Here is a 14158-nt window from a genome sequence, read left to right on the forward strand (position 1 = left end):
CAAGGTACGGATATGACGACTTTCGAATTGGCAACCGCTGAACGGGTGAAAACGTCCAACAGCAATCCGGCCAGCGGTGCCTGGCTGGCCACGGTCGACCCACGTTGCCGGGAGGCCGTGCAGCGGCGGGTGGTCGGGCAATTGCTGCAGACCCTGTTGTATGAAGCGGTGCTGCCCTATGAGGCGCAACCGCTCGGTGACGGCCTGCAGCGCTTTACCGTGCGCGGTCGCGATGCCCGGCAGGCGCCGGTGGAGTACCACTGCCAGGGCCTGCTCAGCGACAGCTTCGAGGTGATTCGGCTCGAGCATGCCAGCCTGGAGCGGGTCGACGCCAGCGGTCAACGCAGCACGCCCGATCTGCACCAGGCCCTGGCGGAATGGCTCGGCGAGTTCCGTGACAGCCCGCACCTGGGACGTTTCATCCTCGAACTGGAGCAGACCCAGCTCAAGGACCTGCAAGCCCGCAGTCAAGGCTACGCTGCCGCAGTACCGGCCCACGAACTGGACGTGGATGCCCTGGAGCAGCATTTCATGGACGCCCACAGCTATCACCCCTGCTACAAGTCGCGCATCGGCTTCTCCCTGGCGGACAACCTGCGCTACGGGCCGGAGTTCGCCACGCCGATCGCCGTGGTCTGGCTGGCGGTGGCCAACCAGCGGGCAGCGGTCAACCACTCGCGGTCCATCGACTTCCCGGCGTTCATCCGCGAGGAACTGGGAGCCGCGCGCTGGGACGAGGTGGCCCGGCGCCTGGCCGAGCAGGGCCGCAGCGTCGACGACTACCAGTTGATGCCGGTTCACCCCTGGCAGTGGGAGAACACCATCGTCCCGACGTTCTACCCCGAGCTGCTCAAGGGCGAGCTGATCTACCTGGGTACTTCAGACGATGTCTACAAGGCCCAGCAGTCGATCCGTACCCTGGCCAACGCCAGCGTCAAGGAGCGGCCGTACGTCAAGCTGGCGATGAGCATGACCAACACGTCCAGCACCCGGATCCTCGCGCGGCACACGGTGATGAACGGGCCCATCATCACCGACTGGCTGCAGCAACTGATCGCCAGCGACAGCACCGCCCGTGCACTGGATTTCGTCATCCTGGGCGAAGTCGCCGGGGTCAGCTTCGACTACGACGACCTTCCCGCATCCCGTGCCGGGCAGACCTACGGCACCCTCGGGGCGATCTGGCGCGAAAGCCTGCACCCGTACCTCAAGGCCGACGAGCAGGCGGTGCCGTTCAACGGCCTGAGCCATGTGGAAAATCGTTATGGCGAGGGCGCACAGGTGCCGTTCATCGATGCCTGGATTCGCCAGTACGGCCTGCAGGCCTGGACCCGACAACTGCTGCAGGTCAGCGTGCCGCCGATCATCCATATGCTTTACGCCGAAGGTATCGGCATGGAGTCCCACGGCCAGAACATCGTGCTGATCGTCAAGCAGGGCTGGCCGCAGCGTATCGCCCTCAAGGATTTCCACGACGGCGTTCGCTATTCGCTGGCGCACCTGGCGCGCCCCGAGCTGTGTCCGACCCTGGTGCCGCTGCCGGCCAGCCACGCCAAGCTCAATCGCAACTCCTTCATCATCACCGATGACGTCGACGCGGTGCGCGATTTCTCCTGCGACTGTTTCTTCTTCATCTGCCTGACCGAGATGGCGATCTTCCTGCGCCAGCAGTACCAGTTGGACGAAGCGCTGTTCTGGCAGATGACCGCCGAGGTGATCCTGGCCTACCAGGCCGACCATCCCCAGCACCGCGAGCGTTTCGCCCTGTTCGACGTGTTTGCGCCGAGCTACGAGGTCGAGGAACTGACCAAGCGCCGGCTGCTGGGCGACGGTGAGCGACGCTTCCGCTCGGTGCCCAATCCGCTGCACGCCTACAGGCCGCAAGCATGCTGAGGACCAATCTGCTCAAACAGAAACTGCAGGCGGGCCAGACGGTCCATGGCCTGATCAGTTCGATCCCGGCGGCGGCGGCCATCGAGCTGATCGCCGAGGCCGGTTTCGACTTCGTGATCATCGACATGGAGCACGTGCTGATCAATCCGGAAACCGTCGAGCACATGATTCGCACCGCCGAGTCCTATGGCCTGACACCGCTGGTGCGGGTTGCCGACCTCAACCCCAAGACCCTGCTGCGCCTGCTCGATGGCGGTGCCCAGGGCATCGTGCTGCCGATGATCGAAAGCCCCGAACAGCTGGCTGAGGCCATCGCCGCCTGCAAGTACCACCCGCTGGGGCGGCGCAGCCTCAATGCCGGGCGTCCCGGCGCCTTCGGCAAGCACAGCCTGGCGCAGTACGTGGGCGAGGCCAATGCACAGATCATGCTGGTGGCGATGATCGAGAGCGCCGAGGGCGTGCGCCGGGCCGCGGAGATCGCCGCGGTACCGGGCCTGGACATGATCCTCGAAGGCGCCGCCGACCTGTCGCAATCGTTGGGCATGCCCTGGCAGATCGACCAGCCCGTCGTCCAGCAGGCGCTGCTTGACAGTTGGCAGGCCGCGCAGGCCGCCGGCGTGCCGTATTGCACCATCCCCCGACAACCCGGCGATGCCGCCCGTTGGCAGGAGCGGGGCGTGCGCGCCTTCGTTCTCGGCGACGAACGTGGTATTGCCTTCCGGGCGCTGCAGGCGCGCCTGGCGACTCTTTCTGCAGAAGGAAAATGACTCGATGAACTTCACTTCACGTGCCGCCGATCTGGTGATGCAGGATCTGGTCGACTGCCTGTTGGCGGAAGACTTCTTTGGTAGCGAGCCGCTGAACCTGGTGGACACCGCTCACTGGCAGCAGGCCCATCCGCAGGCGCCCATGCTGGCCGAGACGAGCCCGCAGCAGCGCATCTGGGACTGGTGCTACGATGCGGCGGAACAGCGCTTCATCAGCGTCGCCCTGCGTCCCGGCATCACCCAGCAGTGGGAGAGTGTGCCGGGTACCCCGGTGCTGGCGCGCCAGGGCGAAGACTGGATCCGGCTGTCGCCCGAGGACTTCATGCAGCGGGTATTCGCCGGCCTGGCGCCGCGCCTGGAGGACAATGAAAAGGGCCTGGCGCTGTTTCTCGAGGTGCTGCGTATCAGTGTCTGGCAGACCGCGCTGTCGCTGGACCACCGCATCGACCACCGGGACCTGATGGCGCAGGACGGCGCGACCTTCTTCCGCACCATGGAGCAGTGGGCGTCGCTGCGCGACCGTCCCTACCACCCGCTGGCGAAGGCCAAGCAGGGCCTGGACGAGGACGAATACCGGCGCTACCAGGCCGAGTTCGCCCAGCCGGTGAACCTGCACTGGGTCGCAGTGGACAAAGGCCTGCTGCAATGCGGCGACGGGGTAGGGGACGTCGAACAGTCGTTCCCGGCGCACTACCTGTTGCCGGAGCACCTGCAGGCCGAGCTCGCGCAGGAGCTGCGTGGCCTGGGCATCGAGCACAGCCATGTGGCCCTGCCGGTCCATCCCTGGCAGTTCGAGCACGTGCTTGAGGCCCAGCTGGGCTCGGCGTTCGAGCGCGGCGACTGCCGCCGCCTGGCGTTCCAGGGCGCGCCGGTATTCGCCACCTCGTCGCTGCGTTCCATGACCCCGTGCTTCCCCAGCGCCGACTACCTCAAGCTGCCGATGGCGATCTACTCCCTCGGGGCTTCGCGCTACCTGCCGGCGGTGAAGATGATCAACGGCGGACTCAGCGAAAACCTGCTGCGCCAGGCGCTGACCCGCGATGAGACCCTGGCGCGTTCGCTGCACCTGTGCGACGAGGGCAAATGGTGGGCCTTCATGCCGCCCGAGGCGACGCTGTTCGACGAGGCGCCACGGCACCTCTCGGCGATGGTCCGTGGCTACCCGGCGCCCCTGCTCGACGACCCCGAGTGCCGCCTGCTGCCAATGGCCGCACTGGGGACGCCGCTGCCCGACAGCAACCGGCACTTCTTCGACGAGTGGATGGACTACCGCCAGTTGCCACGCAACCAGGCTTCGGTGTTGACCCTGTTCCGCGAGCTGAGCCACAGCTTCTTCGACATCAACCTGCGCATGCTGCGCATCGGTATGCTCGGCGAGGTTCACGGACAGAACGCGGTGCTGGTGTGGAAGGCCGGACAGGCCCAGGGCCTGCTGCTGCGTGACCATGACTCGTTGCGCATCTTCGTGCCGTGGCTCGAGCGCAACGGCATGGCCGACCCGGTCTACCGGATCAAGAAGGGTCATGCCAACACCCTCTACCATGAGCGTCCCGAGGACCTTTTGTTCTGGCTGCAGACCCTCGGCATCCAGGTCAACGTGCGGGCGATCATCGACACCCTGGCGCAGGTCTATGCGGTGCCGGTGACCGCGTTGTGGACGGTGTTGCGTGATGTGCTCGAAGGCCTGCTGGAGAGCATCGAGTTCGACACCGAGGCGCGGGCGATGATTCGCCACCAGTTGTTCGAGGCCCCGCGCTGGCCGCAGAAACTGCTGCTGACACCGATGATCGCCCGCGCGGGTGGCCCAGGCAGCATGCCGTTCGGCAAGGGCGAGGTGGTCAACCCGTTCCACAGGTTGCGCCGTGAAGCCTGACCTGTTCCGGCAACCGTCCAGGCGCACCGTGCTGCGCCTGTCCCTCGGCCTGCTGGCCCTGCCGACACTGGTACGGGCCGACGGGCTGCGCCTGGTCACCCTGTTCCAGGGCGCCAGCGATTGTGCCGTGGCCCTGGGACTGACCCCGGTGGGCGTGGTCGACTCGCCCACCGAGAAGCCGACCTTTCGCTACCTGCGTCCGGCCCTGGCCGGTGTCGCCCATGTCGGCCTGGAAACCCAGCCGAGCCTGGAGGATATCGTCCTGCTCAGGCCCGACGTGATCGTCGCCTCGCGATTTCGGCACCAGCGTATTGCCCCGCTGCTGGAGCGCATGGGCAGGGTGTTGATGCTGGAGGAAGTCTTTGAATTCAAGCGAACCCTGGCGCTGATGGGCGCCGCGCTGAATCGCCAGCAGCAGGCCAGTGACTTGCTGGGGCAGTGGCAGCAGCGGGTCGCCCACTTGCGTGAACAGTTGCAGGCGAAATTCGCCGGGCGCTGGCCGCTGACCGTCTCGGTGCTGGATGTGCGCGAAGACCACGTGCGCAGTTACCTGCCGGGCAGCTTTGCCGGCTCCGTACTCAGCGAGCTGGGGTTCGACTGGAACCCGGTAGCCCGCAGCGCACACGGCACCTACATGAAACTCACCAGTAAAGAGAGCTTGCCCGTGGTCGATGCCGACCTGTTTTTCGTGTTCCAGCGCTCGGACAGCCAGACCGTGCAGCGCAACTATGAACGCCTGGTGCATTACCCGTTCTGGCAGCACATGCGTGCAGCCCGGGATGGCCAGGTGTGGCGGGTCGACAGCATCGCCTGGAGTTTTTCCGGCGGTATCCTGGGGGCCAACCAGATGCTCGATGACATCGCGCGGGTGGTGGCGTCCTCATGAGTCGTGGTTCGAAACTGACCCTGGCGGTGCTGGTGATGCTGTTGGCCTGCCTGTTGAGCCTGGCGGCGGGGGCCACCTGGATTCAACCGTCGCACCTGTGGAGTGGCTTGCTGCACGCCGGCAGCCTGACGGCTGGCGAACAACTGATCGTCAGCACCCGCCTGGCCCGCACGCTGATGGCGGTCGCGGTGGGTGCCAGCCTTGCGGTCGCCGGGGCGCTGATGCAGGCGCTGACGCGCAACCCGCTGGCGTCGCCAGGGCTGTTCGGGGTGAATGCCGGGGCGACCTTTGCGATCATCCTCGGTTCGTCGCTGCTGGCTCTGTCGTCCATGCAGCAATGGTTGTGGTGTGCATTCCTCGGGGCGGCGCTGGCCGGCGCGCTGGTGTGGCTGATCGGCAACCGTGGCGAGAGCAGTCTCAGCCCGTTGCGCATCGTGCTCGCCGGGGCGGCGGTGACCGCGCTGTTTTCGGCCTTCAGCCAGGCCCTGCTGGTGGTCGATGAGGAAGGCCTGGACACGGTGCTGTTCTGGCTCGCCGGTTCGCTCTCCGAGCGAGAGCTGGCGATGGCCGCGCCGTTGCTGATCGGTGTGTCGTTCGGCCTGTTCGGCGCCTGGCTGCTGGCTGGGCAGGTCAATGTCCTCGGTGCCGGCGAGTCGATTGCCATTGGACTCGGCCAACGCACCGGGCGGATCCGCCTGCTGATGAGCGTGCTGATCGTCGGCCTGGCGGGCAGCGCGGTGGCGCTGGCCGGCAGCATCGGTTTCATCGGCCTGCTGGTGCCGCACATGGTGCGCAAGAGCCTGTCGGTCGATCATCGCTGGCTGCTGCCGGGCTGTGCCGTGTTGGGCGCGACGCTGTTGTTGCTGGCCGATACCTTGTCGCGGGTGGTGATCCTGCCGCAGGAGGTGCCGGTGGGGGTGATGACTGCGTTCTTCGGGGCGCCGTTCTTCATTGCCCTGGCGCGACGGGGGGCACGTCATGGCTAGACAGGTGACCGTGCGCCGGGGCGTCTTTTCCCGGCAACTCGACCTTGGCAGCGTGGCCCGCCTGATGGTAGCGCTGCTGCTGACCCTGCTGGTGATGCTCGGCGCGCTGACGCTGGGCAAGATCAACCTGTCGCCGTTGACCGTCTTGCGGGTGCTGGCTGGCGCCGCCGACCCCGGGCTGACCTTCATCGTCGAGCAACTGCGCCTGCCGCGGCTGGTGCTGGCAGCCCTGGTGGGGGCGGCGCTGGCGGTCTCCGGGCTGATCCTGCAGAGCATCATTCGCAATCCGCTGGCTTCGCCGGACCTGCTGGGTATCACCAGCGGCGCCAGTGCGGCGGCGGTGGGCTACCTGTCGTTCTTCTCGCTGGCGCTGGGCTCGCAGTTCCTGCCGCTGGTGGCGATGACCGGGGCCGGCCTGGCCGCGCTGGCGATCTACCTGCTGGCCTGGAAGCAGGGCACCTCGCCGCTGCGGCTGGTGCTGATCGGCGTCGGTGTATCGGCCTTGCTGGCGGCGGTGACCACCTTTGTGCTGGTGTTCAGCCCGTTGACCACCACCCTGTCGGCCTATGTCTGGCTGACGGGCAGCGTCTACGGCGCCAGTTGGCCGGAGCCGCGGGCGCTGGCCGGCTGGCTGCTGGCGATCATGCCGCTGCTGGCCTGGCTGGCCCGGCAAGTGCGGGTGCAGCAACTGGACGACGACCTGGCCCAGGGCATCGGCGCGCGAGTGCAATGGCTGCGGGCCGGCCTGCTGCTGGTCAGCGTGGCGTTGGCCGGTGCGGCCGTGGCCTGGGGCGGGGCGATTGCCTTCGTCGGGCTGATCGCCCCGCACATCGCCAAGCGCCTGGTGCCACCGGGGTTTGCCGGGCAGGCGCTGATGTCGGCGCTGGTCGGCGCCAACCTGGTGATGCTCGCCGACCTGGTCGGGCGCACATTGTTTCTGCCCCTGGACCTGCCGGCGGGTATCTTTGTTGCGGTGCTCGGCACACCGTTCTTTCTCTATCTCCTGATCAACCAGCGGCACTGAGGAATTGCAGATGGCATCCATTACAGCCCAGGGCCTGACCCTGGGTTACCAACGTCAGCCCATCATCGACGGGCTCGACCTGCAACTGCCCCAAGGCCAGGTGTCGGTACTGATCGGCAGCAATGGCTGCGGCAAGAGCACCCTGCTCAAATCCTTTGCGCGGCTGCTCAAGCCGCAGCAGGGTACGGTCATCCTCAACGGCACCGACATCCATCGCAAGTCGACGGCGGCAGTCGCCCGTGAACTGGCGATCCTCCCGCAGATCCCCAGTGCCCCCGAGGGCATCAGCGTGCGGCAACTGGTGGCGTTGGGGCGCTACCCCTACCAGAACTGGATGCAGCAATGGTCGCTGCAGGACGAGGCGATGGTCGAGCGCGCGCTGCAGCAGACCGGCATGCTGGAACTGGCCGAGCGTCCGGTGGATGCGCTGTCCGGTGGCCAGCGCCAGCGTGCGTGGATCGCCATGACCCTGGCCCAGGACACCGAACTGGTGCTGCTCGACGAGCCGACCACGTTCCTCGACCTGGCCCACCAGATCGAAGTCCTCGACCTGCTGCGCGACCTCAATCGCCAGGAGGGCAAGACCATCGTCATGGTCCTGCACGACCTCAACCTGGCCTGCCGCTACGCCGACCACATGGTCGCGGTGCACCAGCGCACGGCGTTTGCCCAGGGGCGGCCGGCTGACATCCTCAGTGAGGAATTGGTCAAGCAGGTGTTCAATCTCAACTGCCGGATCATCAGCGACCCGTTCTTCGGCACGCCGCTGTGCATCCCGTTCGGCCGGGAACTGCCGCAATGACCCTGGCGAGCCTGTTCAGTGAACAGGAATGGGCGCTGCTGTCCGGGGCGTTGCGCCTCAAGCCTGCGCAGCAGTGCGACCTGCGCTCGCTGCCGGCGCGGGCGCTGCTCGATGAGACGACCTGCGAGCGCCTGCTGCTGGCGTTGGGCCCGGTGATCGGTTCGCCGACGCTGGCGATCACCGCCTCGCTGCTGGCCAAGCGTTTCTCCTTCCTGAGCACCGGGGCGTGCCTGTACGCGATGTCGGTGTACGACAAGGGCTTGCGGTTGTCGCTGGACAATTGTCGAGTCGAGTACGGACATGACGACGGCGTGTGGACCTCGTCGATGCCGCTGGATGAGCTGCAGCCTTTCGACTATCCGCCGGGGCAGCGTGAAGCCTGGCGCGCGTCCATCGTCGGCAGCCTGTTCGCTGGAACGCTGCAGCCGCTGTGGCAGACGTTCTACCGGGTCAGCGGTATTTCCCGGCGGATTCTCTGGGAGAACACCGCGGTACGGGTTTATTCGCTGTACGAGAAACGCATGGTCAAGGTCGAGGACCCGCAGGTTCGCCAGCGCTACGAAGCCGATTTCCACTGGCTGCTGAACGACGCCGAACCGGCCTTGTTCGGCCTCGACTACAACCCGCTACGGCATTTTCGCCGATCGCCGACGATCCTTGAAAGCGAAGGCAAGAGCATTCGCTTTCGGCGCACCTGCTGCTTCTACTACGAGGCGAGCAACCCGGTCGAGTACTGCTCCACCTGTCCCTTGCTGAGGCCGAAGAAATGTCGTTGAACCCACGAATCGCACCGCGTCGGCAGATGGTCGACAGCGTACTGCTGCAGCACTACCAAGGCATTGCCAGCTCGACCATCGGCCATGTGCTCGACAGCGGCTACCTGCGTGGCCTGCGGCCGTTGTTCGACGGTATCCACATGGTCGGCAACGTGGTCACGGCGAAGCTGCGCACGCCGGATGGCAGCATCCTGCGCGACGCCCTGCTGTGCAGTGAGCCGGGTGACGTGCTGGTGATCGAGTGCGAAGGCGATGCCGAATGTGCCTGCTGGGGCGAGCTGCGCACCCTCGCAGCGATGATCAAGGGTCTGGCCGGCGTGGTGGTATCCGGTGCGGTGACCGATGTCGCGGCGTTGCGCGAACACCGCCTGCCGATCTTCAGCCGGGGCATCAGTGCCCTGACCACCCGCAGCCTGGGGCAGGGCGGTGAACTCAACCTGCCGGTGCGGCTGGGCGAGGTCCAGGTCCACCCGGGCGACATCGCCATCGGTGACGATGACGGCGTGTTCATCCTGACGGCTCAGCAGGCGCAGGAACTGCTACCGCAGTTGCTGGCCAAGGAACAGGCCGATCGCCTGCGCCGGGCGGCATTCATGGCCAGGCTGATGGCCAGGGAGGTCTGATGCCGGGGTAAACGGCGACAACGATCACAGCAGACGACAAGCAACTCTGGTACAGTTCGTTAGCTTACTACATATCAAGTCGCCTACCCGTAATCGAGACACCCGCAAAATGAGCAATGACCTGAGCGAAGAGGAGATGCGCCTGGCGCTATTTGGCTCCCCGCGCCCGAGTGCCGAACCGATCCTCCCGCCAATACCTGAACCCAAGGTGATCGTCACCCCGACTGCGCCAGCCAAGCGTAAACCCGTTGCCAAGGCGCTGTCGCCCAAGCTGAGGGTGATTCTGCACGCGACCAAGGTGTTTGAAGGCGAGATCGAGGAGTTGGTGTATGACGCCAACACCCTGAGTACCTTTACCGCCGAGCAGGAAGCCAAGGCCGCGGCGAAAAAGAAGAAATTCCGCTATTTCGAGGTGGTTTCGATCAAGCTCATCTAGTCACGGCTGGCCTCGGCAGCGCTGGCAGGCACGATCAGCATGATTCGGCGTTGTGTCATGCGCCACCTTCGACAATGTCCGACGTGAAATGCCAGCGCTGGAATTCCGGCTCGAACTCTTCCAACTGCAACAGGCCCATGCAGGGCATCGCCCCGGTCTGGCTGATTGCGCCCTGGGCCAGTTTGCAGGCCAACAGTACGGTGGCCATGCACGGGATTTCCGGACCATGGCCACCGGGGGCGGTCAGTTGCCAGGTCAGGCTGCCAGGCGTGCCATCCTGGCGCAGGCCACGGACGTGGACCCGCATGGCACCCAAGTCGCTGCCGAAACGGTCCATGACCTTTCTCGACAACGCATCCAGTTGCGCGGCAAATCGGGAAATCGGCAAGGGTATGCCCAGGCGCCGCAGGGCTGCGGCCAGCCACAGGCCCACGTGCTCCAGGCGCAGTTCCAGCGCAGCATGGAACTCGACATCGCGAACGCCGGGGTAACGACCTGGAAACAGCGCCAGGTCCGGGATATCGCAGGCCGCGCCCCAGCGGCGTCCCATGCCGGCGAAGTGGAAGGTGCGGATATCCTGCCAGCCGTATTGCTTCACCCAGGTGCCACCGTTCCAGCGGTCGAAAGCCAGACCGGCATAACCGAACACCGCCTGGATGGTCGCTACGCCTCGCGGAGCCTGCTGGCCGGGGGCGATAGCGGTGCTGATGCTGTCCAGGCGGGAGAAGGATCTGGCCAGGTGGTCGACCACCGCAGAGGAAAGCCCCGGCACGCTGCTGGCGCCGGAAACCGCCAGCACCCCGGCGGCCCGGGCCTGGGCATCGACGTTGGCGGCGAAGTGGTCGACGAAATCGCGGCCATCCGCCAGGTCGATGTAGTGCGAGCCTGCGGCGCAAGCCGCCAGGGCGACGCGATAGTCCTGGCCCTGGAAGGGCCCCGCGCAGTGGATGACCAGGTCCGGCCTGGCCTCGGCGAGGCGCGCCTCGAAGTCGGCTGCCTCGATATCAAGGCGCAGGGTGGCGACGGTTTGCCCATTGTCGAACCTGTGCGGGCCCGCGCTGGCGCTGCGACTGGCGGCAATCGGTTCCAGTCCGGGCTCCAGGGCCAGGCGCCGACAGATACGCGCGCCGAAATTGCCCAGGCCGCCGATGACGATGATACGCACGATTCATCCTTGAATGAGGGGGAGGGCGGCAGTATACGGGGTCATGGGATGAACAAGGAAAAGATGGGCGATGCGGCCCCTGTGGGAGCAGGCTTGCTGGCGATTGCGCCCTGTCAGTCGATCTCTTTGTCAGATGATGCACCGCTATCGCCAGGCAGCCGGCTCTCACAAAAGCGGACCGCGTCAGTCTTTACTGCCGGTCGTTCCAGAACGCCGGTTCGCAGTTGTCCGGATCAGACCATCGCCAGCCGATGCTTGCGTTTGGGCGGCATGAATACCCGGTCGATGGCGTCCAGGTCGTGCTCGTCCAATTGTAACTGAGCCGCCGCTGCGTTAAGCCGGACGTGTTCCAGGTTGACCGCCTTGGGAATCGCCAGCACCCCTTCATGGCGGATCACCCAGGCCAGTGCCACCTGGGCCGGGGTGGCGTCGTGGCGGACGGCGATCTGCTGCAGCGTCGGGCTGTCGAGCAGCGCACCGCCCTGGCCGACCGGACAGTAGGCCATCAGTGGCAGGTTGTGCTGTTGCCACCACGGCAGCAGATCGAACTCGATGCCGCGTTCCTCCAGGTTGTACAGCACCTGGTTGGTAGCGCAGAACGGCGAGGCCAGTTCCTGCAGGTCGTCGACGTCGAAATTGGACACCCCCCAACGACCGATCCGGCCCTGTTCGCGCAGGCGCTCGAAGGCCTCGACGGTTTCCGCCAGCGGGTACTGGCCGCGCCAGTGCAGCAGGTACAGGTCGATGTACTCGGTGCCCAGGCGCTTGAGACTGCGTTCACAGGCCAGGGGAATGCCCTTGCGGCTGGCGTTGTGCGGGTAGACCTTGCTGACCAGGAACACCTTGTCGCGCTGCCCGGCAATGGCCTGGCCGACCACTTCCTCGGCGCCGCCTTCGCCATACATCTCGGCGGTATCGATCAGGGTCATGCCCAGGTCAATACCGGTTTGCAGGGCACGTACTTCCTGGGCGCGCTGTTGGCGGTCCTCGCCCATGCGCCAGGTGCCCTGGCCGATGACAGGAACGGCCACTCCGGCCAGATCGAGCGTTCGCATTGAAGCCTCCTTGGAATCCTGGGGGTATCCGTGTGGCAACGGCTGGTCCGTGAGGTTCCGCCGTGCAGCTGTGATTCTAGTCATGGCCCATGGGAGTTCAGGAGCACTCCCTGTCTTATTCCATAAAAGAATAAAATGATGATTATTAATTCCTTTTGAAAAAACAGAGAAAGGTGCACCTTATCAACGAACCGCACGAAGTGCGTGCCACTCTCCCACACAGGAAGCAGCTCCATGACCATCAAAGCGATCAACGTGCGTAACCAGTTCCGTGGCGTCATCAAGGAAATCAACGTCGGTGATGTGCTGTCCGAAATCGACGTGCAGACCGCTTCGGGCATTGTCACTTCGGTGATCACCACGCGCTCGGTGCGCGACCTCGAACTGGCAGTCGGCAGCGAGGTGATCGCCTTCGTCAAATCCACGGAAGTGTCTATCGCCAAGCTCTGAGTCCGATCGCCGGGCGCTCCAGTGCGACCGACTCTGCCGCCGTTGCGGCAGTAGCTCACGTGTTGCAACGGTTCCCGTCAGCATGATTTCGTGACTGGCCGGTCATTCGTCGGAACCTTGTTCCAGAGCCTGTTCCAGAGCCTGCAGGTTGCTCTTGCTGGTCTACGCTGAAGGTTTTTAAGGCGCCGGCTGCTGGCTGGCGGCGATCAACCTTGGAAAGGAGTAGCCGAATGAAAAGGGCCTACATGGAAGACAATGGCGATGAGTTCCCGATCAACAATCTGGTGCGCTGCGGGCAGACGCCTTATGTCGCCGAGTTTGGGGGGGAAGCGCCAACGGAACAAGTGTCGAATCGGCTCAGTCAGCCGGAACCGAACGGCGTGTTGAAGCGACTCTATTTTCCCAAGGCCAGGCCACGTCTGAAAAAGCAGGCGTGAAATCGTGAAGCACGGTGAGCAGATGCTCCCGGGCAGTTGAAAAAAACCGGAGCTTGAGAGAGCTCCGGTTTTTTTGGGTCTGCCGTCAGGGAGGTCGATATTTTCCCCGTGATTTTCTGAAAGCAAATCAGTGCCTTAGTGTCTTTCGGGGACGCCGGATACAAAAAATTTCAAAACTGACGTGTACAGCCGTTCAACCGTCAGCGTATTTTCGCTGCAAGCTGTGCGATCAGCAGTATAGGTCTGTAATGGAATTCAGCCTTTAGCAAGCCCGGAACCAGAGCATCCGGCGGGCTTGTACATAACAATTAGAAGGAGCTAATTCATGAACTGCATTTTCTGTGCAATCGTCGCCCAGCTGGCACCCGCAAGCATCGTCCACGAAGACGAGCAGTGCCTGGCCTTTCTCTCCATCCAGCCAATCACCCCCGGTCACGTGTTGGTCATTCCCAAGGCCCATGCCAGTGGCCTGGGCGAAATCCCTTCGCATACTGCAGGCCACGTCATGGTGGTCGGCCAGCGTGTGGCGGCTGCCTTGCGCAACAGTGGGTTGCAGCTCGACGGCCAGCCCTGCGAAGGCATCAACCTGTTGTTGTGCGATGGTGCGGTGGCCGGGCAAACCGTTGGGCATGCCCACTTGCATGTGATCGCACGGTTTGTCGGCGATGGCTTCGACCTCGCCCACGGCGATATTCCCATGGCCAACCCGCAGGTGCTGGGTGAGCGGGCCGGGTTGATTCGTGCGGCTCTCGAACAACTCTGAACAATAGGTCGCGCAGAGCAGCCGACTGGGGAGTCGGCTGTTCAGACGCAATGGCCTGTCTGTCAGGACGCGTCAACGTTTATCGACAGTGACCGAGCATCGGCTGGCTGTTCCCACAATCACCGTGCCGTACCCAACATTTATATATAAATGGATCCTGTAGGCGTCGGGCTTGCCCGCGAATAGGCCCTCAGATCTTGCCCGTTTCTCGGCTTCTTACTT

At 64.6% G+C, this 14158-nt stretch carries 15 protein-coding genes; 13 read left to right on the plus strand and 2 right to left on the minus strand.

The features are described from left to right. The first annotated feature begins 12 nt into the window (after positions 1–12). From BLU37_RS19545 to BLU37_RS19590, 10 genes are all read left to right on the plus strand, one after another. The gene (locus BLU37_RS19545) at positions 13–1893 is read left to right on the plus strand and encodes an IucA/IucC family protein (RefSeq protein WP_090207808.1); all 1881 of its coding nucleotides are present in this window, start codon (positions 13–15) and stop codon (positions 1891–1893) included. Further along, a complete protein-coding gene (locus BLU37_RS19550; RefSeq protein ID WP_090207812.1) occupies positions 1887–2660 on the plus strand; it encodes an HpcH/HpaI aldolase family protein in 774 nt (257 codons plus the stop codon). Before BLU37_RS19545 ends, BLU37_RS19550 begins: the two co-directional genes overlap by 7 nt. A gap of 4 nt (positions 2661–2664) precedes the next feature. Then, complete coding sequence (locus BLU37_RS19555) at positions 2665–4533, plus strand: IucA/IucC family protein (RefSeq protein WP_090207817.1); 1869 nt, start codon at positions 2665–2667, stop codon at positions 4531–4533. Beyond that, the gene (locus BLU37_RS19560) at positions 4523–5419 is read left to right on the plus strand and encodes an ABC transporter substrate-binding protein (RefSeq protein ID WP_010452178.1); all 897 of its coding nucleotides are present in this window, start codon (positions 4523–4525) and stop codon (positions 5417–5419) included. Before BLU37_RS19555 ends, BLU37_RS19560 begins: the two co-directional genes overlap by 11 nt. Beyond that, a complete protein-coding gene (locus BLU37_RS19565; RefSeq protein WP_010452179.1) occupies positions 5416–6405 on the plus strand; it encodes a FecCD family ABC transporter permease in 990 nt (329 codons plus the stop codon). Before BLU37_RS19560 ends, BLU37_RS19565 begins: the two co-directional genes overlap by 4 nt. Continuing rightward, entirely contained in the window at positions 6398–7429 is a 1032-nt protein-coding gene (locus tag BLU37_RS19570) for a FecCD family ABC transporter permease (RefSeq protein ID WP_090207822.1), read from the plus strand. The genes BLU37_RS19565 and BLU37_RS19570 overlap by 8 nt, the downstream gene beginning before the upstream one ends. Positions 7430–7439: 10 nt before the next feature. Continuing rightward, positions 7440–8231, plus strand: coding sequence for an ABC transporter ATP-binding protein (locus BLU37_RS19575; RefSeq protein WP_090207825.1), 792 nt, complete (start codon positions 7440–7442; stop codon positions 8229–8231). Beyond that, on the plus strand, positions 8228–9007 hold the full coding sequence (locus BLU37_RS19580) for an IucA/IucC family C-terminal-domain containing protein (RefSeq protein ID WP_090207828.1): 780 nt from the start codon (positions 8228–8230) through the stop codon (positions 9005–9007). Before BLU37_RS19575 ends, BLU37_RS19580 begins: the two co-directional genes overlap by 4 nt. Then, complete coding sequence (locus BLU37_RS19585) at positions 8998–9630, plus strand: RraA family protein (protein WP_090207831.1); 633 nt, start codon at positions 8998–9000, stop codon at positions 9628–9630. Before BLU37_RS19580 ends, BLU37_RS19585 begins: the two co-directional genes overlap by 10 nt. 109 nt (positions 9631–9739) lie before the next feature. Further along, complete coding sequence (locus tag BLU37_RS19590; protein ID WP_090207833.1) at positions 9740–10066, plus strand: hypothetical protein; 327 nt, start codon at positions 9740–9742, stop codon at positions 10064–10066. A 55-nt stretch (positions 10067–10121) separates the two neighbouring features. On the opposite strand, the gene BLU37_RS19595 is transcribed toward BLU37_RS19590, so the two are convergent. Both BLU37_RS19595 and BLU37_RS19600 read right to left on the minus strand, forming a co-directional pair. Then, on the minus strand, positions 10122–11231 hold the full coding sequence (locus tag BLU37_RS19595) for a saccharopine dehydrogenase family protein (RefSeq protein ID WP_090207836.1): 1110 nt from the start codon (positions 11229–11231) through the stop codon (positions 10122–10124). Positions 11232–11464: 233 nt separating this feature from the next. After that, positions 11465–12286 carry an aldo/keto reductase gene (locus tag BLU37_RS19600; protein WP_090207839.1) on the minus strand — a complete coding sequence of 274 codons (822 nt, stop codon included), beginning with the start codon at positions 12284–12286 and terminating at the stop codon, positions 11465–11467. 234 nt (positions 12287–12520) lie between these two features. Here BLU37_RS19600 and BLU37_RS19605 point away from each other — a divergent pair, with 234 nt between their 5' ends. The 3 genes from BLU37_RS19605 to BLU37_RS19615 all read left to right on the plus strand — a co-directional run bounded on the left by BLU37_RS19605 (position 12521) and on the right by BLU37_RS19615 (position 13936). Continuing rightward, positions 12521–12736 (plus strand): TOBE domain-containing protein, encoded by a 216-nt coding sequence (locus BLU37_RS19605; RefSeq protein ID WP_010452196.1) that lies wholly within the window; start codon positions 12521–12523, stop codon positions 12734–12736. Between the two features lie 230 nt (positions 12737–12966). Continuing rightward, positions 12967–13173, plus strand: a complete 207-nt coding sequence (locus BLU37_RS19610; protein WP_010452198.1) for a hypothetical protein — start codon at positions 12967–12969, stop codon at positions 13171–13173. 325 nt (positions 13174–13498) lie between these two features. Further along, positions 13499–13936 carry an HIT family protein gene (locus BLU37_RS19615; RefSeq protein WP_090207842.1) on the plus strand — a complete coding sequence of 146 codons (438 nt, stop codon included), beginning with the start codon at positions 13499–13501 and terminating at the stop codon, positions 13934–13936. Positions 13937–14158: the final 222 nt, after the last annotated feature.

This window comes from Pseudomonas asplenii (assembly GCF_900105475.1).
Classification (GTDB): domain Bacteria; phylum Pseudomonadota; class Gammaproteobacteria; order Pseudomonadales; family Pseudomonadaceae; genus Aquipseudomonas; species Aquipseudomonas asplenii.